General features: G+C 41.9%; 20 protein-coding genes. 5 read left to right on the top strand and 15 right to left on the bottom strand.

The window, feature by feature from the left end:
• The 9 genes from BMW86_RS23120 to BMW86_RS23080 form a co-directional block, all read right to left on the bottom strand.
• The gene (locus BMW86_RS23120) at nt 1–1017 is read right to left on the bottom strand and encodes an efflux RND transporter periplasmic adaptor subunit (protein WP_089784356.1); all 1017 of its coding nucleotides are present in this window, start codon (nt 1015–1017) and stop codon (nt 1–3) included.
• A 9-nt stretch (nt 1018–1026) separates the two neighbouring features.
• On the bottom strand, nt 1027–2382 hold the full coding sequence (locus BMW86_RS23115; protein WP_089784351.1) for a TolC family protein: 1356 nt from the start codon (nt 2380–2382) through the stop codon (nt 1027–1029).
• Nucleotides 2370–2750, bottom strand: coding sequence for a DUF2147 domain-containing protein (locus tag BMW86_RS23110; RefSeq protein ID WP_089784349.1), 381 nt, complete (start codon nt 2748–2750; stop codon nt 2370–2372). The genes BMW86_RS23115 and BMW86_RS23110 overlap by 13 nt, the downstream gene beginning before the upstream one ends.
• A gap of 258 nt (nt 2751–3008) precedes the next feature.
• Entirely contained in the window at nt 3009–3227 is a 219-nt protein-coding gene (locus BMW86_RS23105; RefSeq protein WP_089784347.1) for a hypothetical protein, read from the bottom strand.
• A 10-nt stretch (nt 3228–3237) separates the two neighbouring features.
• Nucleotides 3238–3603 (bottom strand): hypothetical protein, encoded by a 366-nt coding sequence (locus BMW86_RS23100; RefSeq protein WP_089784345.1) that lies wholly within the window; start codon nt 3601–3603, stop codon nt 3238–3240.
• Nucleotides 3604–3759: 156 nt separating this feature from the next.
• Nucleotides 3760–4446, bottom strand: a complete 687-nt coding sequence (locus BMW86_RS23095; RefSeq protein WP_089784343.1) for a hypothetical protein — start codon at nt 4444–4446, stop codon at nt 3760–3762.
• A 38-nt stretch (nt 4447–4484) separates the two neighbouring features.
• A complete protein-coding gene (locus BMW86_RS23090; protein ID WP_089784341.1) occupies nt 4485–4667 on the bottom strand; it encodes a hypothetical protein in 183 nt (60 codons plus the stop codon).
• A gap of 129 nt (nt 4668–4796) precedes the next feature.
• Nucleotides 4797–4979 (bottom strand): hypothetical protein, encoded by a 183-nt coding sequence (locus tag BMW86_RS23085; RefSeq protein ID WP_143056664.1) that lies wholly within the window; start codon nt 4977–4979, stop codon nt 4797–4799.
• Between the two features lie 129 nt (nt 4980–5108).
• Nucleotides 5109–5486 (bottom strand): chorismate mutase, encoded by a 378-nt coding sequence (locus BMW86_RS23080; RefSeq protein WP_089784335.1) that lies wholly within the window; start codon nt 5484–5486, stop codon nt 5109–5111.
• A gap of 45 nt (nt 5487–5531) precedes the next feature.
• Here BMW86_RS23080 and BMW86_RS23075 point away from each other — a divergent pair, with 45 nt between their 5' ends.
• Entirely contained in the window at nt 5532–6056 is a 525-nt protein-coding gene (locus BMW86_RS23075; RefSeq protein ID WP_089784332.1) for a GNAT family N-acetyltransferase, read from the top strand.
• A gap of 17 nt (nt 6057–6073) precedes the next feature.
• Here BMW86_RS23075 and BMW86_RS23070 read toward each other — a convergent pair whose 3' ends face one another.
• The 5 genes from BMW86_RS23070 to BMW86_RS23050 form a co-directional block, all read right to left on the bottom strand.
• Nucleotides 6074–7561 carry a RagB/SusD family nutrient uptake outer membrane protein gene (locus BMW86_RS23070; protein ID WP_089784330.1) on the bottom strand — a complete coding sequence of 496 codons (1488 nt, stop codon included), beginning with the start codon at nt 7559–7561 and terminating at the stop codon, nt 6074–6076.
• 11 nt (nt 7562–7572) lie between these two features.
• The gene (locus BMW86_RS23065; RefSeq protein ID WP_089784328.1) at nt 7573–10716 is read right to left on the bottom strand and encodes a SusC/RagA family TonB-linked outer membrane protein; all 3144 of its coding nucleotides are present in this window, start codon (nt 10714–10716) and stop codon (nt 7573–7575) included.
• Nucleotides 10717–10953: 237 nt separating this feature from the next.
• Entirely contained in the window at nt 10954–12474 is a 1521-nt protein-coding gene (locus BMW86_RS23060) for a sialate O-acetylesterase (protein ID WP_089784326.1), read from the bottom strand.
• Nucleotides 12475–12480: 6 nt separating this feature from the next.
• Nucleotides 12481–15321 (bottom strand): exo-beta-1,4-galactosidase, encoded by a 2841-nt coding sequence (locus tag BMW86_RS23055; protein ID WP_089784323.1) that lies wholly within the window; start codon nt 15319–15321, stop codon nt 12481–12483.
• 1 nt (nt 15322) lies between these two features.
• Nucleotides 15323–17599, bottom strand: a complete 2277-nt coding sequence (locus tag BMW86_RS23050; RefSeq protein ID WP_089784321.1) for a glycoside hydrolase family 31 protein — start codon at nt 17597–17599, stop codon at nt 15323–15325.
• Nucleotides 17600–17852: 253 nt separating this feature from the next.
• Between BMW86_RS23050 and BMW86_RS23045 the strand changes: the two genes are divergently transcribed.
• The 4 genes from BMW86_RS23045 (at nt 17853) to BMW86_RS23030 (ending at nt 25163) form a co-directional block, all read left to right on the top strand.
• Nucleotides 17853–21962, top strand: a complete 4110-nt coding sequence (locus BMW86_RS23045; protein WP_089784319.1) for a hybrid sensor histidine kinase/response regulator transcription factor — start codon at nt 17853–17855, stop codon at nt 21960–21962.
• The gene (locus BMW86_RS23040; RefSeq protein ID WP_089784316.1) at nt 21899–22318 is read left to right on the top strand and encodes an ATP-binding protein; all 420 of its coding nucleotides are present in this window, start codon (nt 21899–21901) and stop codon (nt 22316–22318) included. The genes BMW86_RS23045 and BMW86_RS23040 overlap by 64 nt, the downstream gene beginning before the upstream one ends.
• 2 nt (nt 22319–22320) lie before the next feature.
• Entirely contained in the window at nt 22321–22719 is a 399-nt protein-coding gene (locus BMW86_RS23035) for a response regulator (RefSeq protein WP_089784314.1), read from the top strand.
• A 107-nt stretch (nt 22720–22826) separates the two neighbouring features.
• Nucleotides 22827–25163 (top strand): ABC transporter permease, encoded by a 2337-nt coding sequence (locus BMW86_RS23030; protein ID WP_089784312.1) that lies wholly within the window; start codon nt 22827–22829, stop codon nt 25161–25163.
• Between the two features lie 68 nt (nt 25164–25231).
• Here the strand turns inward: BMW86_RS23030 and BMW86_RS23025 are convergent, their stop codons facing one another.
• Nucleotides 25232–25603, bottom strand: a complete 372-nt coding sequence (locus BMW86_RS23025) for a hypothetical protein (protein ID WP_089784309.1) — start codon at nt 25601–25603, stop codon at nt 25232–25234.
• Between the last annotated feature and the right edge of the window lie 106 nt (nt 25604–25709).

Genomic DNA, 25709 nt, shown 5'->3' with positions numbered 1-25709 from the left:
TCATTTTATTTTCACCCTCTTACCCGGTATAACATCGTTCTTTCCGGCAGTAATGACGGCTGCATTTAATTGTTCTTCTATGGAGACTGTCTTGCTGTTGATACTGTGAATATGTACTGACTTTCTTTCTACGAGGCTGTCTGCGCCGATTGTATAGACGATAGCATCATTACCATCAACACCTGTTAAAGCATCCAGTGACAGTGTGGTATATGCTTCCGAAGATTCATATCCCACACTTAATTTACCGGTAAGGCCGTATACAATGTTGGTTGTTCCCGGATCAAAACTTACATAACAATCGTATGTGCCAGTTTGCACATCAGGAATGGAAGAAAGTTTTATAATATTGCCATTGAAGGATTTTCCTGGCAGTGCATCCAGGGTTATCATTGTTTTTTGATCCATGTGTAGTTGTATCCTGTCTTTGTCGCTTACACTTATTTTGAATACCCATTTACTGTCTGAAGTATTACTGCCTAATGTAAATACGGGGGATCCCGGTGATTTAAATTCGCCGGGGTTAACGGTACGTTTAAGAATGAATCCAGCTGATGGAGCGTACAGATATCCCTGTTGTTTGTTGTATTCCAGTCCGCGTTTCTGCTCTTTAGCAGTGGACAGGCTGGTTTGCGTGTTCTGTAATTGTTCTATAGTGGCAGTCGTATCTTTTACCAGTTTTATCAGCCTGCTTTCATCTCTTTGCAGTTTACTGATATTCAAATCCGACTGTTGCAGTTGAGCATCCAGTTCTGTGATGTTCAGTCTGGCCAGTAACGCGCCTTTCTGTACGTATTGTCCCTCCTCTGCATTCACCTGTTCCACCATACCACCGGTTTTAAAAGAGAGTGAAATTTCTTCGCTGTTGGCGATCATTCCGCTTGCTGCGAGGGTAACTGTTTGCTTACCCATTTGTGGATACACGACCTCTACTACCGGCCGTATTTCCGTTGCAGGAGGTAGCTGATGAGCACAGGAAGTGAATAATAGTATGAGGATGATATGATAATGTTTCATGCTTTTTTCTTAAAGGATAGAAATAGTTTTACCGGTAGATTTCAGATAACTGGCTGTTTTCATTTGCAGGTCGTAATACCATTTCTGCCGGTCTATATTAGCCTGCAACAATTGGTTTTCCGCATCTGTAATGTCCAGGATACCGGCCATTCCCAATTGAAATTTCTCCTCAACAGCTTTGTAATACACTTCCGCATTGATATAACTGTCGTTAACAGAAGCGTAGTTGTTCAACTGCGTGCTTACATCTCTGTAAGCTGTCTTCTCATTCAGGAGTAACTGTTGCTGTTCCTGTCCGAATTGCTGTTGAATACTTTGCTGTTGCATCTCTGCCTCCTTGTATTTAGCATTGTTCACCCCCATATTGAACAGGTTCCATTTAAGGGAGAGTTTCATCTGTATCATAGGTCGCTGGGCATTACTTTCGCTGAACCCCTGTGTTTGCAGCCCCGCAAATGTGCTGAATTGTACCTGCGGCAATTTATTGGCATTCAGCATTTTCATCTGAGAGCCTGTAGCCATTTCCATGTAACGGATATTATCCAGCTGATATTGATGCTCTTTACTGGTTTCGTCTGTTTGCAAAGAGTAATGTTTTAATGGATCAAATACATAAGCGCTATCGATATTTATATCAGCAGTCATATTTCTGTTCAGTAGAAAATTGAAATAATACTGCGCTTTTAGTAATGCATTATCTGCATTCCGTTGTTTGGTGGCTACGAGGCTCACATTTGCCCTGGATTTATATAAAGCTTCCTTTGTAGCCTTTTGTGCGGAAATCTGGTTTTCTACGCTATGCAGGTTCTTTACAGCGATATCCATTCCTTCAGCCGTTGCTATCTCAACATAATAAGCTTCCAGGTACTGGAAATAGGCAGAGCGGATATCTGCTTCCAGGGAGATTTTAAAGTCTTCCAGTCGGGCTTTTGCCTGTTGGGTACCTGCCTCTTTCATATCCCTGTTATAGTGCAATTCCGCGCTGTATACAGTCTGAGTCAGCTGTACTCCTGCCATATATTGTTGTGGTAAAGGGAAATAGATCTTACCATCTTTGATGAGGCCTGAATTGGACTGCTCCAGCATTTTGTGTAAACCTACCGAGAGAGCATTGGTACTGTCCGCGGCTGGTATAGCAATACCTTCTTTGAAGGTATGTGTATAAGAAGCAACGGCATCCAGGTTAGGGCCATACATACGTTTCACCTCTTTTAGCGTCCATAGGGCTTTTGAGTAGTCGGCGTTCAGTTGTTTTACCCCCAGGTTGGATGTTAGTCCTTCTTTTACGTAATTGTTCAGCTGCTGCTGTGCTTTCATGGTAGTTGTAAAAAACAGCATGTACAGCATGATTACTATTTTGTCCATGTTACTGTTTTACTGAACATACTTTTTGAACCTGTGATTTCAAGTGTATTATCGTTTTTGAGTACGGCGCTGCATTTCACCCATTCGTCTCTGGCTGGCAGGTATAATTGTCCACCGGTGTATTTATTATCTTTATATTTCAACCCTTTGATGATTGTTTGTCCTGGTTTAGCCTTTGTCTCTTTAGACCAGATCATCTCTCCTTCATAAGTACCATCGCCGGCCTTGTGAAATAGTATTTTTTTGTCATGCTGATCATTGATCCATTCACCATTGATTTTATCAGGAGACTGGGAGAATGCATTCGTAGAGAATAAGCCCAGGATAAGCGTAAGCATGGCTACACCCCGTTGCATAGAGATCTTCATTTGTTTCAGATTTATTGAGGTGCAAATATGCGTGGAGATGGTCAGCCGGGAATGGCCTTCAGAAGTGAAACGGGCAATATGGAGGGTGGAACGGGCAGGGAGAGTCAGGTATGGGGCTTATTTATTGCAGTTGCTGTTGTAATATGAATGGACCAGTTTCACCACCAGGAGGTTGTTCGGATGAAGGGCCTGATGTGTCATAAGTGGTGTTGCGGACCATTCATATTACAAAAAACAGCAAATCCTCTTTTCTAATTTCTAGCGCAATACTATTGCCCGACGGGAATAAACCACCCTGCGAGGGGCTACTACCACCACGGGGGCAGGTCTTACTACTGCGATAGGAGCAGCTACAACCACTCTTGCCGGTGCTATTACTCTGCAAGGAACCCTGTGTACTACAACAATACGCTGGGCCATACCTTGTGCTGATACGAATAACAAGCCTGCTATGGCTGGAATAATTATCTTTTTCATAAAATAAGTGTTATTGTTTACGAAACCGTGCTTTCATTTCTTTCCTGTTCTCCTGTTTATAGGCCTGGAAGTCCTTAAACTGATCATCTGTTAATACTTTTTTAAGAGCGGCATCACGATCTCCGTCTATTGACTTCAGCTTTTTGAATTTGGCCATTTTACTATCTCCATCCTGCTTTACAGAAGCAACTTTAGATATGAAGTCCAGGTTGATGTCATAGACTTGCTTGTACTGATCGTCGTTTAAAGACAGCTGCGTTTTCATTGTATCTGTCAGTGCCTTTGCGCCTTGCTCTTTTTTACTGTCCTGGGCAAAGGAGGATCCGATAAAAAGAAAAAATGCAGTAATAATTAATGCAGTTGTTTTCCTGTTCATATTTCTTGGTATTTACTGTAAAATAAGACAAAAGATGGGGAAGGAAGTTGCGGAATATGGGATGAAGCTGAAAAAATGGGGGATGAAATGGATATATAGCTGGGGGGTTGGGTATTAGGAAAGGGGGAAGAAGAAACGCAGGGAAATAGAACGGGGTTAATTTACGGATGTATGAGAATGAGTATTAGCACGGAACTTTTCTCCATACCATTTTGCATAGTTTACTTCCCGGCGTGGCAGGAAGAATCCTTTTATGCAATTAGGATTGCGGATTGCAATCTGGACATGGCTTTTTTTTGAAATGCCAGAACCTTTAAATGCAGGCCCACCTTCCATGAATGCTCCGCGAACTGAATCAAATAATTTGTAATCAGAAAAGCCATTTATAAAATTATCGGATGCTGTCTGTTTATCTATCCTCTCATGCATAAATTCTATTACAGTACAATCCAAATCTCTCAAAAGTTTATCTTTATGCTCATCATTTACTACATCTCTGTTTTCAGGCAATATTTGTCCTGATGTCTGATAAAAACTTTCCATCAGAGAATAGTTAAACTCTAATATTTGGGTATTCTTAGAGTCCAGAAAATCACAACAATTACCTAGACTTATTACAGCTCCGATTACTGCCGGTTTATTTATTTCTCCTCTTTGCTGTTTCTCTAATGCCCAACTCAATGCGCGTTCATAATTATTCTCCCAGAAATACATACCATGCCCAAGCCAATCAAAAGGCTGTTGGCTTATTTTTATGTTATCAGGATTATTTATGAGAGAATGGCAGACAGCTTCATCACAGCCGTGGAAACCTATTATAAGGTTTGGTCGAATGTCATACATGGACAAAATTATTAAGGTTAACAATAAATAAATCACTCTCAGTCTTTACTTAAACTGTATGCGAGTGCATACCCAAGATTCTTATGCATTGGTGTCAACTCACCATGTTCATCCAGGATGCCGGCCCTTTGAAGCTTACTTATAGCATCCTCTTTAGTTACAGATTCTGCCAACTCTTTTTTGGTCAGATCAATAAGCATTTGAATTTGTTTGTCTGTCATAAAATTTGATTTTGTTTTTGTGAATGTAATAAAAATGGTAAACAGCCTTCATCTCAGGCGTAAAAACCTATTATAAGGTTTGGTTGAACATCATACATAGACAAATTATTAAGGTTAACAATAAACGAATTAGCGCAGACTTCTTGCTAATGCCAGTGCGTGGCCAAGATTCTTATGTCTTGGTGTCAACTCACCATGTTCATCCAGAATACCTGCCCCTTGAAGCTCACGTATAGCATCCTCTTTGGTTACAGGTTCTGCCAATTTTCGTTCGAACAAATCCTTCAATCGTTTAAATTCTTCATCACTCATAAAATTAAATTTTGTTTTTGCGAATGTAATAAAAAAACACAATCCACAAAACATCTTCTAAAGGAATAAAAAACACTAATAATTTTCTATTCCTTTAGTAAAATTAAAATGATTTTATGACTATCATTTTCACTGCTTTTTCTCTATATCTTCCTGCTCTATCCGAAGACTTTCTTTATGTATCGCGTTCATGATTTCTTCAATACAAACCTGCGATAGCCCTTCCTTTTCGCCTGCCGCTACAGCTGTGGCCAACACCTGCTGGAAACGATCTTTCTGCAAAGCAGGAACATGATTTTCCGCTTTATAAATACCAACTTTTTTTACAACTCTTTCCCGTTCACCAATAATTTTTATCAGTGCAGCATCCAGTGAATCTATCTGAGAACGATATCCACTTAAATGTTGTTTAATTTCTGCTTCAGATGGTTTTGTCTGGCAATAAGAAACTGTTCCATAGGATAAAAAAACAATGAGAGTAAATACGAAAAAACAAGATTGTTTCATGATAATATTTTTTTAATTTTCCGCAAATATAAACTATATTAAAGTATGCAATTCCCTCTCCTCACAACAGAACGATTAATATTAAGATCTCTTACATTAGAAGATGCTCCTGAGATCCTGCGTATCCGCTCAGATGACAGAGTCAATAAATATCTTGACAGGCCCAAGGCCACTTCTATAGAAGATGCCCTGGCATTTATCAGGAAAATCCAGGCTGCTAATGAGGGGTTCTATTGGGCCATTACCCTGAAAGATAACAATACCTTAATTGGGTCTGTCTGTTTCTGGAATATAATGATTGACAAGAAATCAGGAGAAATTGGGTATGAGTTACACCCCGATTACCAGGGAAAAGGAATTATGCAGGAAGCTATTACAGCCGCGATTAAATATGGGTTTGAATCTGCCGGATTCAATGTCATAACAGCATTATCATCGGCTGATAATGAAAATTCTATCCGACTTTTAGAAAGGAATAACTTTGTGAAGGATACAAACTTTGAATATATCAGTAAAGAAGAATTAGATAACCAGGTTGGTTATATACTTAAAAAAATCCCCGGATCATAAAGACCCGGGGATAAAATTTAATTATACCCCGGATTCTGATAATACAATCCCGGTTTAATCTGTATCTCTGACTGTGGAATCGGGTAGATAAATTCATTCTTATCCATCGTTATATTATAGTTCAGCTGTAACCAGGGATTCATCACATCCAGGCAGCGGCCCGTCCGTACAAGATCTCCCCAGTATTGCCCTTCCCATGCCAGCTCATGACGCCGCTCCCTTTCTATTGCCAAACGGAAATCGGATTGAGACAAGCCATCAACAGTACCTAAACCGGCTCTGGCACGAATACGGTTTACAAGACCTGTCGCTTCTGCCGTAGGACCAGAGGTTTCATTTACCGCTTCCGCATACATCAGCATCACATCTTCGGAACGAAGCAACGGGAAGTTAATCCCCCAGTCGGAGCTGCTCAGAATAGAAGCGGCTGCCGTAGAATCCAGGTACTTTTTAAAGTAGTTCTTTTTAGTCTTCACACCAGACTTATTTCTGTAGACTGTATCCAGGATCACAAACTCACGCTTATCCCCCGCTTCAAAACTGCTGATCAGATCATTGGAAGGAGCTCCCTGCATATAATAAGCGCCATAGGGCGTGATCTTCGTATCCATGTCCAGGGGGATTACCTCTCCAGGTACAGGATTACCCAGGCCTTTACCACCAGAGAGATATTGTACTTCGAATAAATAGTACTTGTTGTCACTGGACGTTTTGAAAATCTCCGCATAGGTAGGCGCAAACTTCCAGCCATCCGCCAGGTTCTCAGCATTTAATACCTGCTTAAGTGTACTGATAGCATTGCCGTAATTCTCTGTTTTCATCAGTGGATAACCAGCAGTATATAAATATGCTTTACCTAATAATCCAAGTGCAGCCCATTTGGTAACACGTCCCTTGTCAACTCCTGTATAGGCATTCGGTAATAAGGTAGCAGCTTCTGTCAGCTCTTTTATAATGAAACTGTAGATAGTATCTGTACCTACACGAGGGTAGTTTAAAGACTCCGTAGAAGAAACATTATGATCGATTAAAGGTACGGCACCAAAAACCTTTACCAGCTCGAAATAAGAAAGCGCCCGCAGGAACTTACATTCTCCTTTTAAACGACTACGTTTTGTAGTATCTATGAAAGAGATATTGTCTATCCTGTCAAGGACCTGGTTCGCACGTTCAATCAACTCATAGTCATTTGTCCAGGCAGTTTGCAAAGTGCCCAGGGCAGGCGTTAATTCAAAAGCAGAGATACTGAAATAATCGCGGGCAGCATCCTGTCTGTCTACATAGTAATTACTGGAACGGCATTCAGATAAATAGATATTATTGACATCAGGAAATGTGAGCAGTTTATTATACACACCACTCACCGCCTGTACAATATCATTCTCTGTTTTGTAAAAACCACTTTCAGACTGGTTAGAGATAGGGACAGTATTTAAGAAATCCTTGTTACAGGCAGCGAATATTGTAACAATTAATATCGCGGAAATTATATTGATAGTTTTCATTGTTGTACTTTTTATAAACCGATGTTAATACCAATGCTATACGTGCGGGCAGTAGGATAACTGGACCAATCAGCCAGATAATCATACTGGAATGCTTCAGGAGAATACCCCCCCGTATACTTATCACTCATCCATAAATTATCCACGCTGAAATATACACGTGCCTGGGTAATACCTTTTATCAGGTTAGGTTTTAAAGTATAACCAGCTGTAAGATTTTTGATCTTATAGAATGCACCACTATATAACCAGCGGGTATCATATACACTGGCTGTAGTAGCATCTATACGGGGAGTTTTACCATCGCCGGGCTGACTGACTGAACGGAAACGGTTCACCCAAACCTGCTTGGCATTATAGTTCCCCAAGCCGGTAGTAGGACGATCTATATTACGGCCGAACATACTAAAGATCTGATTACCCCATTGCCCCTGGAATAACAGAGAGAGATCGAATCTTTTATAGCTGAAGCGGTTGGTCATCCCCCAGGTATAGTTAGGATCAGGATGGCCTACTTCTGTCATGTCACTGGCATCTATTACACCGTCTGTATTGACATCGCGGTAGATAGGGTCTCCTATGATGGTATTCGCCCTTTTAGGCGTGTTTTTCAGCTGGGCATCGGTAGTGTATACACCGATAGCATCATAGAGTACATAGGTGTACAAGGGACGTCCTACCGCTATCTTCACTGTATTCTCCCAGCCGGTATAGATAGGCGTATTGTCATTGTTCAGCTTCACCACCTTATTCTTGTTGTAAGAAACATTTAAAGATGTTTCCCAGGAGAAATCTTTACCTGTTACATTACGCGAGTTCAGGTTTATCTCATATCCCCAGTTCTTTACCGAACCGATGTTTGCATTCTGTTTGGTAAATCCGGTAGCACGGGCAACAGGCACACTTAACAGGAGATCTTTGGTGAGTTTGCTGTAATAATCAAAGGAAACCGTAAAACGTTCTTTCAGGATAGTGGCATCGAACCCGATATCATTGGAAGTTGTTTTTTCCCAGTGCAGGTCATTGTTGGTAATACTGGTAACAGAGAAACCGGTGGATTGCGCCTGCGTATCTCCAAATACATAGTTTGTAGTGGATACCAGTCCTACAGCAGGATAATCCCCTCCTATCCTGTCATTACCAGCTATACCCCAGCTATATCTTATTTTGAAATCATTCACCACATGTTTAAAACTTTGCATGAACGCTTCATCACTGATCCTCCATCCTACTGAAGCGGCGGGGAAATACCCCCATTTGGAATCGGCACCAAAACGCGAAGAACCATCTCCCCTGAAACTTACAGATAACAGGTAGCGACTGTTATAGTTATAATTAACACGACCGAAGAAAGAAGATAATGTACGCTTGGACTCCGTAACATTACTGGCCGTTGGTGTAGAAGAACCAAGATCGAACGTATACAGGTTATCGTTAGCAAACTGCTTATTTGTCTGTGTAGTATTCGCCGCATTATTAGATTCTGTAGAAGCACCAAATACCGTATTGAATTCATGCTTTTTAATGATACGGTCGTAACTTAATAATGACTGGAACAGGTAATACTGGTTACGGACCGTTTTACGGGTAGCAGTACTCTGAGAACCTTCTACCGCAGTCCTCCTGGCAGAAGTAACAGAAGTAGGCTGATAATATTTATTATCACTGCTATTACTGTTCCAGGCACCGGTAACATTCAATCTTAATCCTTTGGCAAGCGTGGCGTTCAGGTAGATCTGTGATAAGAGCTTTACCAGCTCTGTATTATTAAGCGTTTCTTCCATCACCGTCACAGGACTGATCTGATCCGCCACCCAGCGGTAAGCAGGTGTGCCCAAAGAACCGGAATTTACACCTACACCCTTTTCCTGTATTGGGGCAGTACCTGCTATAGAGGGACCGATACCACTTCTGCCGTCAATACCAGCACCTTTTGTCCAGGAGATGGAAGGAGATAACTGTAAGCCTACTTTTACAAAGTCGCTGAGTTTTACTTCCATATTAGAACGGAAAGTATAACGTTTATAACCGGTGTTTACTGCCAGTCCATCCTGGTTCAGATATTCTCCGGATAAAAGATAGTTGACATTTTCATTACCACCGGAAGCAGAGAGATTATATTTCTGCATGTTAGCCGGTTTGAAGAATGCATCCTGCCAGTTGATGTAGTCAAGACTATCCGTACCCATTGCCCAGTAAGGATCATACATGTAAGTAGTGTTTGCCAGCGCATGTGTATTGGCAGTAGTACCACCCAGTTCGGTGGCACGGAAATTCATATCATCAGAAGCCTGGTAATTTTTACCAAGTGTACGTCCTCTTGCTACCCAGGAAGAATCAATCAGATCTTTTTTAAATTGAATCCATTCGTTGGCACTCATCATGGGAACGAAACGTTCAGCTTCCTGCCTTGCGAAAGTAGCAGAGAAGTTGATACGTGCTTTACCGAGTTTCCCTCTCTTGGTGGTGATTAACACCACACCATTAGAACCTCTTGCACCATAAATAGCAGCAGCAGAAGCATCCTTCAGTACATCTACAGATTGAATAGTGGCAGGATCTATATCTCCGAGGTCATCTACGGGTACACCATCTACAATATATAAAGGATCATTGCTACCGGAAACAGATGCAGCACCACGTACTCTTATCTGCAAAGCAGCCCCCGGAGTGCCGGTTACTGACTGCACCTGTACACCGGGCATCTGTGCGGCCAATGCCTGATCTATACGGGTAATAGGCCGGTCTCTGATCTGGCTTTCTCCTATAGACGATACAGCGCCGACCAGGTTCTTTTTCTGGGTAGTACCATATCCTATTACGACTACCTCATTTAATCCTTTATTGCTCTTGCTGAGTTTTATAGACAGAGAAGCGGCGGCTTTCAGTTCTTTGGAATCATATCCTACATAGGTTACTACCAGTGTAGCTTCTTCAGGAACGGACAACACGAATTTTCCGTACTGATCTGTAGTAACGCCTTTGTTACCATTTTTTACACGGATACTTACACCTACTAATGGTGTATTGTCCTGATCGTCGAAAACTTGTCCCTGAATTTGTATATCGTTGGTGGCTGGCAAAGGAATGGCAAAAACTGCCTGTCGAAGCAGCAATAGCATGCTGCAGCTCAAAATCATTAAAGATTTTCTCATAACGCTGATATTTTATGGAATGAATTAGTTCAGTAAAAACAAGTAGGTCAATAATGCACAAATAAAAATTACAAGGATGATCAATAATCGTTCTATCCTTTTTAACCGCGAAATACGTTGTTGGTGATCATAATGCTGTTCCATTGAAATTTTGTCCCTGATTAATAACAGCTAAGTTAATTTTGAACATCACATCAGACAATGGAGGATCATACTATTACATGGAAAAATGTACAATTACTTATCTGTTTTGAAAGGAGATGCAGGCAGCCCCTCTTTGTTGTATAAGTTCACTGGTGGATTGGATGCCCAGCCATAACGGACGATAGTTGGTTGTTGGATTTTATCACTGGATACAAGGATAGTATTACCTTCTATTGTTGCATTCGCCCAAACGAATTGTTTATCATCTCCGGCAATGGCAAAGCCTGTTAATACACTATCCCTGCTTTGTAAATCATTCTCATTGAAATACAGACGGATCTTATTGCCTTCTATTTTCATTTTCTGATAAACGGGCCCACTATACGATATTTTCTCTCCATACACTAAAGCCAATGCCTGCAAGGATAACCTCAATCCGATTGCCTGTTTGTTTTTAGGATGGATATCTTCCGGTTTATCCGGATTTGCATTATCGATTGCCACTACCATACCTGTATGCGGAATGTTCAGATTTTCCAGCTGCGCCTGCCTTATTAGTACTGTACCCTTTTCATTAACGGGCAATGAATCCGGTTTGCCATAGTTGGCAAGCTGTACATACAAAAACTGGAAATCACCTTGTTTCCAGTCTTTACGCCAGTTAGTTATCAGTGTTTCCATTAATGAGCAGTAGATTTTTGGCTTGTCAGTATTGGATTCTCCCTGGTACCAGATAGCTCCTTTGATAGTATAAGGAATCAGTGGAGCTACCATTCCATTGTATAACACGGCAGGATTATGCTGGTCTTTTTCAGGATCAGGGTTCTTAGGTTCCCGGGGCTGATCCTTTCCTGCTGCTTTTGCTTCGGCTGCAGCGATCTTCCATTTGGCCAATGCTTCATCATACTTTTTACGCGCAGTGAAACTAGTATCGTAAATGGCTTTTTTACGCGCGTAATCGTCCAGTAATGCAGGGAAAGATTTTAACTCCTTACGGCTGATCCAGGCTTCTGCTGTACTCGCACCATAAGCGGTAGTGATTAATCCTATGGGTACTTTCAATCTTTGCTGTAAGTCGCGGGCAAAGAAATAAGCAGCGGCAGAGAAATGTTTCACCGTAGCAGGTGTACAAACTTCCCACATACCGGCTACATCTTTTTGTATAGTATCTGTAGGTGTATATGCAGCATCAAATACACGGATCTGCGGGTAACTGGCGGCAGCTACTTCCTCTGCTTCATGATATACACCACACCAGTATCTATCTTCTCTTGCTACTGTCATATCCATATTGGACTGACCAGAACAAAGCCATACTTCTCCCAGCCAGATGTCCGTAAGCTGTATGGTGTTTAGCGTTATTTCATAAGGGCCACCGGCTTTAGTAGTAGTTAAAGATGCTTCCCAACGGCCATCTTTTCCGCTGGTAACTGTAAGTGCTTGTTTTGACCAACTGGCTTTAACGGTAACACGTTCTCCCGGGTCTGCCCATCCCCATATCTTTATCTTTGCATTTTGTTGTAACACCATATGATCCCCGATCACTGAGGGCAGACGAACTCCTGCAAATGCATTCGTAGTTAAAAGTAAAAAGAGAATCAGCTTGTTTTTCATGTGGAATTATTTCTTAGGTTTTAATTCATCCGGGCTATCCTTAGTATACATATTTATCTTCTTAACCGCCTGCGGGATAAACAATGCCTGCACTGTTTCCAATGATACTTTCTCAGAAGGATTAAAGGCAGATGAATGCATATACTTTAACAGGCTATAACGCAACTGCTGGGCAACAATCCTATGTGAAAGATCATTGGTCAGATCAAGACTGGTAATCATCAGCCGGCCCTTCCCTACTTTCACTTCCATCAACATAGATAAACGCCGGTTTAAGAACCAGGTATCAATGTTTTGCAGCAAAGGTTTAACAGTAACCGGGAATGTTTCAATATTCATCACCTGTGCAGTATTCACCAGTTCCCACCATTGATAATTACTATGATCTTCTGTAGGGAAATTATTAAATACAGGATGTGCAGGATCACATACAAAGCCTAACGTATGCGGCGGACGCATTTTAAACCAGGATGTATTCCAGAATACCGGTGTAAAAGACTGAATCACATCTTTGCCCTGCTGTACTTTTCCTGCTGCCAGCAATAACACTTTTCCACCTGCCTGCAATTTCTGCTGTGCTAAAACATCCAGCGTATCACAGATATAAATGCCCGTAGTATCAGGAGATACCCCAGGATATACCCACAGTGGCCAGTTATTGCTGATACTATCCAAACTAACTTCCAGTTGCAAAGCACTCGCTTCATGAATACCAGACAAAGGGACCTGTATTTTACCTAATGAAATATTCTCTCCTAAAGGAATATCTTTTACGGGCAATGTACCTTTTGCTAGTACCTCTCCTTGTTTGTTAATTACACGCCACTCCGGCCTGGCCTGCTGCAAAGGCGCCTGCCCGAAATGTGTCACCACTACATCTGCATGTAATGTATCCGTATTACGGTACACCATTTCAGGCATCTTAGCCAGCAACACCGTAGGTGCGCAAAATTTTCTGAATTCAGCCGCCGTTACATACCCCTTCTCATCCCAGAAAGGATCAAGAATACCTACCAGCGCCGTACCCTGACCAGGATAATCATTCAATGATAATAACTGAAATCCTGCAAGACCACGTGTACGCAATGATGCTTCTATCTCTGCTTTATAACAAAGCACCTGTAACTTACCGGAAGCCATCAGAAAATCAGCAGCCTGTTTACCCATATGATGATCTTCCAGGTTTTCTTTAAACAGTTCGAAATTCTTTGCCCGGAAAACACCACTGTATTTTTTTATCTCTTTGAAGTTGGGGAATACACACCACTGTCCCATTTCATGTGTAACATAAGGTACCTGCTGTTCTTTGATCTTATCATAATAATCGAAAACAGTACTCGGCAGATGCGACCAGCGCAATCCTCTGGGCCCGGATTTCACCATGTATTCATTCTCAGGGACCAAAGGCCAGCTCATCCCCACAGAGGCACCAGTATACAAACGCCGTGGATCTTTAGCCTTCCAGTAGTTGACAAATTTGCCAAGATAAGCCGCCTGTTTACCACCGCGGGGTTCATTACCATAAGCCATCATACAAAAAGAAGCATGATTACCATAAGATGTTACCATGCGGTTTGTTTCATCATAGATATACTGATCTATAGGTAATCTATCTCCCAGGGAAGTTCCATGATTAGCCCAGCTGGGACCTTCCGGCTGTAGATAAAAGCCTGTTTTATCTGCTGCACTGAAAGCAGCTTCCGGCGGACACCAGGAATGAAAACGCATGTGATTTAATCCGTAAGACTTTGCAATATTAAAGATGCGCAACCATTCCTTTTCTTCCATAGGCGGATAACCCGTAAGCGGGAATACACAGTTCTCTACAGTACCTCTTAAAAAGACAGGATGCCCATTTAAGACAAAACGTTTTCCATCTGCTTTGAATTCACGCATCCCGAACTGAATCATCTTTTCATCCTTTTCCCCATGCTCCGGTACAACCGTTACTGTTAGCTGATACAAAGCAGGATTAAACTCATCCCATAACTGAATATGCTGCCCCATCGGGTAATTGATCTCTATCAGACCTGTATCTTTAAAAGAAGTTTCCAGCAGCGCTACATCCTGTGCAACACCACTGTTAAAGCTATGTGCTCTGAGCTGTATTTTTCCTGCACTAACAGCACCTTTAATGCGAACACTAACACGCGCCGACTTATGCTGCAAATCAGGATATACCTGTACATCTTCCAGCCATGTAACAGCACCTGCACTCAGTTGTATCTTCCCTACTATCCCATTCCAGTTACCCTGTGTATGATCAGTAAGACTATGAGAATCCTGCCCAACATTGATCTCTTTTATTCTGTTATCAACTCTTACAGAAATAGTATGTTTACCCGGCGTTAATAAAGCAGAGAGATCATATACATGTGCTGTTGTTAAACTATTCTGTTTGCCCACAGGTTTATCATCTATCCATACCGTCGTTTCCCAATGAGGTTTTTCCAGTGTAAGCAGTATATGCTTTTGCTTCCATGTAACAGGGATGTTTACATCCCGTTGATACCATGCCGCCCCCACATAATATTTCAATGGTGTTAACCAGAATGGGAATTTAAGATTGCCCGGCTGACGATACTTCGCCATCTCCGGATTAAAATACCAGGAGCTGTCATAGATGCTACCGGTCCAGTGTGTATTGATTGTAACATCATTTCCTTTCCCATTCTCTGTCATAGAACCAGGTAGCTGAATACTACCGGTTAATTGCTGTAAGTACCATTTTTCAGAAATCCCCACATCCGAAGGATCCTCCTTAAAATGCCAGCTGCCCTGCAGGGAAAGTGTGTCACCTGCATAAGCCTTTATAGTGAGTAAGAGGAATACTAATAATTTCTTCATGTCAGTTTATTTCTATCGTACTTTCTTTATCAGCAGGGATATCACTGATATACAAACATTTTGCCTGTTCATCATATTGCCAGTTATGCTGAATCACAGGCTTTGCCGTATGAATCTTCAATGTAAATGTTTTTAGCGATGAATGATATTTCCCTACTGGAGCGGCTATATGAATTTTACCATTTGTATCACAGGTAATTTGCGTAAGCGTATATTCCCCATTCTGATAATCCATACTTTTACCATCATCTGTATATAAATTAAAACTGCCATGGGCAGATGGATAAATATCAAAAGTGATCTTCTCTTTCTTCAACTGCCCCACATACTGCTGCACCTGTTGAGTAGGTATGATGCTTCCCGCTTTTATATAAATGGGCAGTTTATCCAGCGGAGACAGTGCATTCAGATACCTGCGTCCTTCATATGTTTCACCTGTCCAGTAGTCAATCCATTTCCCGGCAGGCAGATACACCACCCTCGTAACAGCGCCTTTCTGTGTAACCGGACATACCATGATACTGCTGCCCAATAAATACTGGTCTGTGATATTATAAACATTAGGATCATCCTGGTATTCCAGCACCAGCGCCCGCATCAGCGGTGTACCTGTCTGATACATTTCATAAGCATTGGAATATAAATAAGGCAACAGGCTGTAACGCAGTTCATCATACTTCTTAAAGTTCTCCTGGGCTTCCTTCCCATAATGCCAGGGTTCTTTATACCCGGGATGATCCATCCCGAATACCATCGCCACAGGGCTCAACATCCCAAACTGGCACCAGCGGATGTACAACTCGGGGTCTGCGGCATGTTCAAAACCACCCATACAATGCGCCCAGTAACCCACACCGGACAAACCGATATTCAGTCCTGCTTTGATAACTGGCTCGAAGTACTGCCATTCACTGGGCCAGTCGCCCGCAAAAATGAAAGGGAAACGCTGGATACCCGCATACCCTTCGCGGGTGTGATTCATGCCACGCAAGTGGTTAAACGCCGCAAACTTCTCATAGGCAGCTTTCGCATATGCTAATGGGAAGATGTTATGCAGGCGTTGTGCTTCCGGTCCGGAAGGCCCGGTTTTATTACTCTCATTAGCCAGTGCGCCAAAAGCACTGCCTTCATCTGTTTTAAAGAACTTGGCGCCGATACCTGCTACTTTAGTAGCGGCATGTTCCCACCACCAGTTTACGGCAGTGGTATCAAAGAAGTTAACGAACTCTCCCGGGTTATCTTTTTCCGGATAAGTATAACCTAATGCAGCAGCACTATCCAGCAAACGGAAACGGTTGCCATTATCCAACCGTGGACGGATATGCAGTCCTACCATATTAAAATGCATGGCATACAGGCTGTCAAACATCCCTTTGGGGTTATGAAAGGTCTCCCTCCATTCAAACGAAGTAGCCCCTTTGCCCCCTTTCTTGCCAAATAAACGCCAGGTAGAATCCAGGAACAGTATATCGACAGGAATGCCCATCTCGCGGAATCGACGGGCCAGTTCCAGTACATAAGCAACGGAAGTGGCCTGCTCGTATCCCCAGGTACCACCGCTATAAGTACCTGCATGCAGACCAAACGCAAATTCAGGCAACAGCGGAGAACGACCGGTCAATAAAGTATATTGTTCGAGGATGGCGTTAAAGCGGGGGCCATAAATGAAATAATAATCCAAAGGACCTTCAGCAGCACTGAAACTATATTCATCCGCTTTGGTATTCCCCATGTCCCAGGATGAAGCATAAGAAGTATGCAGGAAGATACCGTATCCTTTGGTACTCATGAAAAACGGAACAGGGCTGTAATTAGCTGCCAGTACGTTATACGCACCAACAGCGTGCGGCGTGCCAGTCCCCCGGCCTACATTCAGGGCTACCTTTTTACCCCGCTGATCCAGGAAATCCATCCTTTCCCCAAAACCAAAGAAATGTTCATCGGGTTGCAGTTGTTTATGACAACTACTATTCTCAGCAGATAACAAACGTCCATCTTCACTATATACATCAATATTTAAAGATGGCTTGTGTATCACCACTTTCAAAGCGCTCGTTTGCAGACTCACCTGTTTATCCTCCTCCATAATTTTAACTTCCACCGAATCCCAGTTATAACGGGTTACCATCCAGGGTTCGTTCAGGGCATTCTTCTCACTCACCCTGAACATATAAGGTGTACAGAATTCCAGGCGAAGGCCGGAAATCTGATAGGTTTGTTGTGCATGTACATTAAATGAAACTATAATAAGCAAAAAAAGTAAAGCAGACCTGATCATAAACGTGGTTATCTGTTGGATGCTCAAAAATATTGCTCCATCTCTGTTATTACAATGGAGGATTGTAAAAATGCCTGTAAAAATGTAACCAGAACATGGAAAAATTGACAAATCACTGGAAAAATGTGCAGGGTAGTGTACATATGACACTATAGGAAGGTCTTCTCATTCTATTTATTTATATTGCTGATAGATAAGAATGAATACTTTATAAATTCCATCCGGTATCCACAGGCCGGCAAAGAGAAACGTTATGCGACTGCACCAATGGCTACTTAGCTGCCTGCTGCTTTTGGCAGGGCATTCCTATGCACTGGCTCCTTCCGATCCTGACAACATCCGGCTGGAACAACTGACCACTCATGAAGGCCTTTCCCAGAATACCGTACGCTGCCTTTTACAGGACAAAAAGGGTTTTATATGGATAGGCACCCTCAACGGGCTTAACCGTTACGATGGGCGTAAATTCATCGTATACAGACCTAATGGCATCAGTGATAACAGAATCAGAGAACTCCATGAAGATAAACGGGGACTAATATGGGTTAAAACAGCGGAAGGCAGATTCCACTGCTTTGATCCTGAAAAAGAAACTTTCCTGGAATATCAGCCCGATTCCCTGGTAAAAAATTATGATCACTTCTTTGAGGCTTCCAACGGGGATATCTGGTTATATGGTAAGGCAAATGGCAGTCTGCATATTCAGAAAAAACGACAGCACTTCATCACCCATACTTATAACAAACAGGTTAACTTTATATTTGAAGATAAAGGTATCTGGATAGGTACTACCAGCGGTTTATTCCGTTTAGATAATGGAGCTTTAGCTGATGCAGGCAAGGGTAACTACATACAAGCCATCAAAGATCAGCAACAGGTCTATTTCATCACCCGTCAAAATGGTATATTCACCCTTAACGGGCAACATTTTGTAACGCCTGAGCATATTACAAATGCTGCATTGCTGCCCAACTCACGCCTGTTATTAGGTACACAGCAATCCGGTGTATATATAGCAGATCTCATATCCGGACAAACATCTCCTCTGCTAAAAGATGAAATCACTGGTCATATCGATATTATCACGGATCAGGAAAAAGGCATCTGGATCAATAACCATACAGGCGTTGTCTGGTATTACGATGCGGCCATACAAAAGGCCACTCGCCTGGAACTGATACCTGCTGCTGTAATACGTTTGATAGATGATTGCCGTTATGCTTTCTCTGCAGATAATAAACATCATACATGGATCTCTACTTATGGCGGAGGTTTATATTGCTTTGATAAAGTAAGCGGTAATTTACAGCACTTCTCTTCTACTCCTGATAAAAGCACCGGCCTAAGCTCAAACTATTTACTCAGCATATTACAAGACCGCTCCGGACTGATATGGGTGGGCGCTGAACATACAGGGCTGAATAAACTTGTTCCACAGTCACTCAACGTAACGCATATATTTCCTGAAGATGAATCATCCGGCAGGTATACCATCAATAGTATCAAAACTATTTACGAAGACAGCTACAACCGTATCTGGGTAAGTACCCGCAACGGGGCCTTATACCTGTATAACAGTAAACTGGAAAAAATCCGTTCTCTGGAACATCTGCTGCCAGGACAATGCTCCAATATCTATTGTATTACAGAAGATACAAAAGGATATCTGTGGATAGGGACCAAAGGGAACGGATTATACATCGTTCACCGCGATTCACTACAGCAATCAGCCAGGCATTTTGAACTGCCACCGGGAGATACCAGCAGCAATGCAAACCGGCTGGTATACACCATTATGCAGGACAAGCAGCAACGTATGTGGATAGGCACCTTTGGCAGTGGCCTGCACATGGCCGTTTACAAAGGCGGTAACAATATCTCTTTCCGGCAATTCTTTAACAGCAATGAAACACCTGTGTATATACGCTGCCTGCTACAGGACAAAGACAATCGTATATGGGCAGGTACCAATAACGGTTTATTGGTCTTTGACCCCGAAGCTTTGCTGAGAAGCAATACTGCTTTTACTACTTATAGTCCGGGTAATGAAATTAAAACCCTCTGTGAAGATCATAAGGGACGTATCTGGATAGGTACTACCGGTGGTGGTTTCAGCCGTTTTAAACCCAAAACGAGGACCTTCACTACGTACACCACACAACAGGGCCTCTCTCATGATATCGTAAACGGTATGCTGGAAGATTTACAGGGCAATCTATGGATCAGTACAGAAAATGGTCTTACCCGTTTTAATCCTGAGAAAAGTACTTTTGAAATCTTCTACTTTGCCAATAACACACTGGGCAATCTCTTTTCCGAAGCCTCCTGTTTCCGTACACACAACGGACAGCTGTTAATGGGTAGTTTAAATGGCTTTTACGGCTTTTATCCGGAACAACTAAAAACGGTTAGCGCTGATGCCCCGGTGATCCTTACAGGGTTTAATATCGCCGGTAATCAACGTGTGAATGCTACCGGGGAGATTACCTTAGAACCCGGACAAAAAATATTCAGCATTGAGTTTGCTTCACTGGCATTTAAAAATCCACAACAGAATAAATATACTTACATCCTGGATAAATATGAAGATGAATGGAATACCCCATCCAGCTATAATATCGCTACTTACAGGAATCTTCCTCCGGGGAAATACACATTCCGCGTAAGAGGCACCAATGATGATGGTACCTGGAGTAAACGGGAAGCCAGCATACAGATTACGGTACTTCCGCCCTTCTGGCGCTCTAACCTGGCCATCCTATTATATTTATTAGTTTTGACGGCGTTGATCCTGGGCATCCGTTATGTAACCAAACGTATTACACGTTTACAACATGCCGTTGAACTGGAACAGCAATTAACAGAGTACAAACTCAACTTCTTTACCAATATCTCTCACGAATTCCGTACCCCCCTGTCGCTGATCATGAGTGCAATGGAAAGTATGACGCCCGGTAAACACCTGCACATGATGCAGAAACATGTAACGTATCTCATGCGACTCGCAGACCAGCTCCTGGACTTCCGCAAGATTCAGCACAAGCGCATGCAGTTACGGGTACAACAAACGGATGTCATTGCCTTTCTGAAAGATATCTATGATGGCTTCACAGAACAGGCAGCACAAAAACAAATCTCTCTTCAGTTCCATAGCAACGTGCCTTCTTATTATATGTTTGCAGATGTTAATAAGCTGGATAAAATGTTATACAATCTGCTTTCCAATGCACACAAATTCACTCCTGCGGGTGGACATATAGTAGTGCAGATAAAGGTGGGAGATGAACTACAAATCCATGTATCCGATTCAGGTATTTCTATCCCTCCTGCCAAACAACACCTGGTATTTCAGAAGTTCACACAACTGAACTTCTCTCCTACGGGAACAGGCATAGGTTTATCTCTTACCAAAGAACTGGCAGAACTGCATAAGGGTACCATCTCTTTCCATAATAACCACGATGCAGGTGTTACATTCACCATTACTTTACCTATAACAAATGAATATACGGCAGAAGAGATAGTAAGTCCGGATATGACGGCCGTGAACATACCAGCTCCTTATATCAACGAAACAGAAGATCTGCCAATACCCAGTTCCAAATATCACCTGTTAATTATAGAAGATAACCCTGATATCTGCGAGTACCTCAGTACTTCATTAAGCCGTTATTTCCACATTCATACAGCCAATAATGGCCGCGAAGGACTAGCACAGGCTATTGCCCTGGCTCCGGACCTGGTAGTATGTGATGTAATGTTGCCCGAGATGAACGGATTAGAAATCGTTCAGCGCATCCGCAGTGAATTCCAGACCTGCCACATCCCCGTAGTGCTGTTGACGGCCTTATCTTCCGGGGAACATCAGCTAAAAGGCATTGATGCCGGTGCAGATGCCTATATTACCAAACCCTTCAGCATCCGCTTTCTGCTCACCAATATCATCCGCATTATTGAACAGCGGGAAAAGATCCGTAAACGCTTTGCCAATGATCCGGGATTCTTCACTGTACATATCTCAGAGAATGAAGCCGACCAGCAATTCCTGGATAAGCTGAACCAGATCATAGACAGGAATATCGATAACCCGCAGTTCTCTGTAGATGAATTTGCCGCTGCCATGAAACTTGGCCGTACCTTATTCTTTAAGAAGATCAAAGGACTCACAGGCTATTCTCCCAATGAATATATCCGGCTGGTAAGGGTGAAAAAAGCATCGGAGTTATTGAATACCGGGGATTATACCATTGCAGAAGTAGCGTATAAAGTAGGGATGAATGATCCCTTTTATTTCAGCAAATGCTTCAAGGCGCAGTTTGGAGTCCCTCCCAGTGTTCATCTCAAGAAGGTAAAGGCAGGCTGATCATTGATATTGAATTATTTACTTTAAATTCATACTATGTAATAGTTGCGCCTGGTCAACAATCCGGGCGTTTTATTTGTTATCCACGTTATAGTATGAATACGCTTTTACAGCAACAGGTTGAGCAATATCCGGGAGATCATATACCAGAAAATAAAGATAATGGTGTAGGCATTAATAAAATTAATCAATCAAAAGTATTTGACATTTTTTACCGGGTATCCGGTAATTCCATTGGCTCAGGTCTCGGACTGTATATTGTAAAGGAAACCGTCACTAAACTTCATGGTACAATCAATTTGATATCCAGTCCTGATGAAGGAAGTGAATTCATTATTTATATCCCAAATTCATAAGTATGTACAAGAAAGTATTGGTCATTGATGATAACCCTGTTGACAGATATATTGCTGAGAGAGTTTTTAAAAAGTATGCATTTTCTGAAGAAATTATTTGTGTTGAATCTGCGAAGGAAGGTCTTGATTATTTATTATCATTGAAAGATTCTCCTGAGCAATTACCTCATTTTATATTTCTGGATATAATGATGCCAGAGATGAATGGCTTTGAGTTTCTGGATGTCTATGATACATTGCCTGAAATCATCAGGAAGAACTGTATTATTATGATGCTCACAACGTCTATGCATGAAGAAGACCAATTTAAAGCGAATAAGAATCCTTACGTAAGCAGGTACCTGAATAAACCGTTGAACGCTTCTTCACTGAAAGAGCTGGAAGGATTTGTTCAAAAGTGAACAATATTTGTATCGTAAACGAACACACCCCACCCTTAACACCACCATAACTACTTACTAATTAATACATTAACAAAGTGGCACACTATTTATACCTTTGAGCTACTATGCTCAGAAACTACATCAAAATAGCGTGGCGGAATCTGATCCGTAACAAAGCCTTTTCTCTTATCAATATATCAGGACTGGCACTGGGGCTTACCTGCAGCCTGTTGATCCTGCTATGGGTACAGGATGAACGCAGCATAGATGGTTTTCATGCCAATGGGGACCAGCTATTCCAGGTATACGAAAGGCGGTCATATGATGGCAAAACAGAGGCTAATTACCTTACCCAGGGGTTATTGGCAGAGGAACTCAAAAAGGCGATTCCAGAGGTGGAATATGCCAGTAGTATGGAACAAAATAACCAGTATACATTTGAAGCGGAAGATAAGGTCTTTAAAGTTGATGGTACTTTTGCCAGCGTTGATTTCCTTCGGATGTTCAGTTATCCTCTTTTGCAGGGAACTCTTTCCAATGGACCTAATACCATTAGTATATCCCGTAAGATGGCAGAACAGTTTTTTGGAAGTGCGGAACAGGCGATCGGTAAAATTATCCGTTATGAGAATAAGGATGATTTACAGGTAACTGCTGTCTTTGAAAACTTACCGGCCAACTCTTCCCAGCAATTTGATTTCCTCAGGAACTGGCAGGATTATGCCAGGGACAATGAATGGGTACATTCCTGGACAAGTACAGGTCCTTCTACATTTATACAGTTACGTAAGGATGCTGATGCTGCTAAGACAGCAGATAAAATAAAAAGATTTATTGCTAAATATGATCAGTATACGGAACTGTATTTACAACCTTATCGGGAGAAATACCTTCATTCCAATTTTAAGAATGGGGAGATTGATGGCGGTCGTATTGAATACGTGCATCTCTTTAGCCTTGTGGCATTATTCATCCTGCTGATTGCCTGTATCAACTTTATGAACCTGGCGACCGCACGTTCTACGCAACGTGCAAAAGAAGTAGGTGTGCGGAAAGTAGTAGGGGCTGTCCGTTCTTCACTGATAGCACAGTTTGTAGGGGAAGCGATACTGATTACATTTATCTCTGTTATCATTGCTATTTTGCTGGTAGTACTCCTTTTGCCTGTCTTTAATAATTTCACCGGCAAACATTTAGTATTGCCGGTTACACAACCTCTTTTCTGGCTAACGTTACTGGGTATACTTATATTCACCGGTTTTACTGCCGGTAGTTATCCTGCTTTATTTTTATCTTCTCTTAATCCTTTGCGTGTTTTAAAAGGTAGTCTGAAATTAGGTACCGGGGCTACGTTCTTCAGGAAAAGCCTGGTAGTATTTCAGTTTTCTTTTTCTGTGATACTGATTGTAGGTATGATCATTATCTACCGCCAGATTAACTATGTACAAACGAAGAATCTTGGTTATGACAGGGAGAACCTGCTTTATATACCTATTGAAGGAGACCTTATCACCAAATACGACCTGTTTAAAAAAGAGGCTGCACAAATGCCAGGTATTCTTTCTATTTCAAAGATGAGAGAATCCCCTACGGTGATTGGTCATCAGAAAGGTGGTATTGGCTGGGAAGGAAAAGATCCCACACTGGAAGTTTCTTTTTCTGATGCCGCAGTGGGCTATGATTTCGTAAAAACGATGCGCCTTACATTAGTTGCGGGTCGCGACTTCTCTGAAGATTTTGGAACGGATGCCAATGCTTTTCTCGTAAATGAAACTGCGGTGAAAAAGATGGGGTATAAAGATCCTGTTGGCAAGCCTTTTAGCTGGAGTGAGCATAATGGTAATATCATAGGTGTACTGAAAGATTTCCATTTCAATTCCATGCATCAGGCTATTGAGCCTCTCTTTGTACGCCTGGACCTTAACCCCAAATGGGGAACTATCCTGGTACGTACCAGTAATGCAAAACAAGCGTTGGCCAGTTTAGAAAATATCTGTAAAACATTAAATCCTAAATTTCCTTTCATCTATCATTTCTCTGATCAGGAATTCGATAAGCTATATAAAAGTGAACAGATTGTCAGCAAGCTAACAGTATATTTTGCATTCTTAGCGATCTTTATCTCCTGCCTGGGATTGTTTGGTCTGGCTACATTTGCAGCAGCCCAACGCACCAAGGAAATAGGCGTTCGTAAAGTACTGGGAGCTTCTGTTCCGGACATTATCACTTTACTCTCTGCAGATATCTTAAAGCCCGTCGCAATAGCTTTATTAATCGGGTTCCCGGTTTCCTGGTACGTCATGAATCAGTGGCTACAGGGCTTCGCCTATAAAACCGATATCGAGTGGTGGATGTTTGTGCTGGCCGCTATCCTCACAATAGGTATTGCTATACTAACCGTAAGCTTCCAAAGCGTGAAGGCCGCATTGATGAATCCTGTAAAGAGTTTAAAAGCGGATTAAGATTGTTTTTTAGTTCATCACTTATACCAGGAAAAGAGGGCATCAAAAATAATTGATGCCCTCTTTCGTTATTTGATAACAACAGTATCAATGATATATTTATTCTCTTCAGAGAGGAATTTCAGGTAGTATGTTCCGGGGGCACTTTCTTTGAATGTATAGGTAGTTGTTCTTATGGGCATGTCCATTGTACACATACATCCTTTATATACTGCCTGCACTTTGATGATACGGGTATTCCCTTCACTCTTTTGTATGAACTTGTTGAACTGACCACAACCGCTGTTTACCTGGAAAGATACACTGAGGTTATTGTTAGCAGATTTTTGTACCTCGGTTACGTAGGCGTTCGCGTATTTGATACAGTTTTGATCAGTAGATGCTTTTCTGCTACAGCCAGCGAATACAACAGCCAGCAAAATAAGTACTTTAAATTTCATATGACATCGTTAGGTTTAATAACCCCTGCTGTAAAAAAGCAGGGAATTGTAATTAAACGCATTTGAGATGCATTTGGTTACAATTCCCTGCAAATATCTCTGTGAA

This window comes from Chitinophaga sp. YR573, from assembly GCF_900110995.1.
GTDB lineage: Bacteria > Bacteroidota > Bacteroidia > Chitinophagales > Chitinophagaceae > Chitinophaga.
The sequence above is the reverse complement of the archived record's forward strand: the minus strand, read 5'-3'. Positions and strand labels throughout refer to the sequence as shown.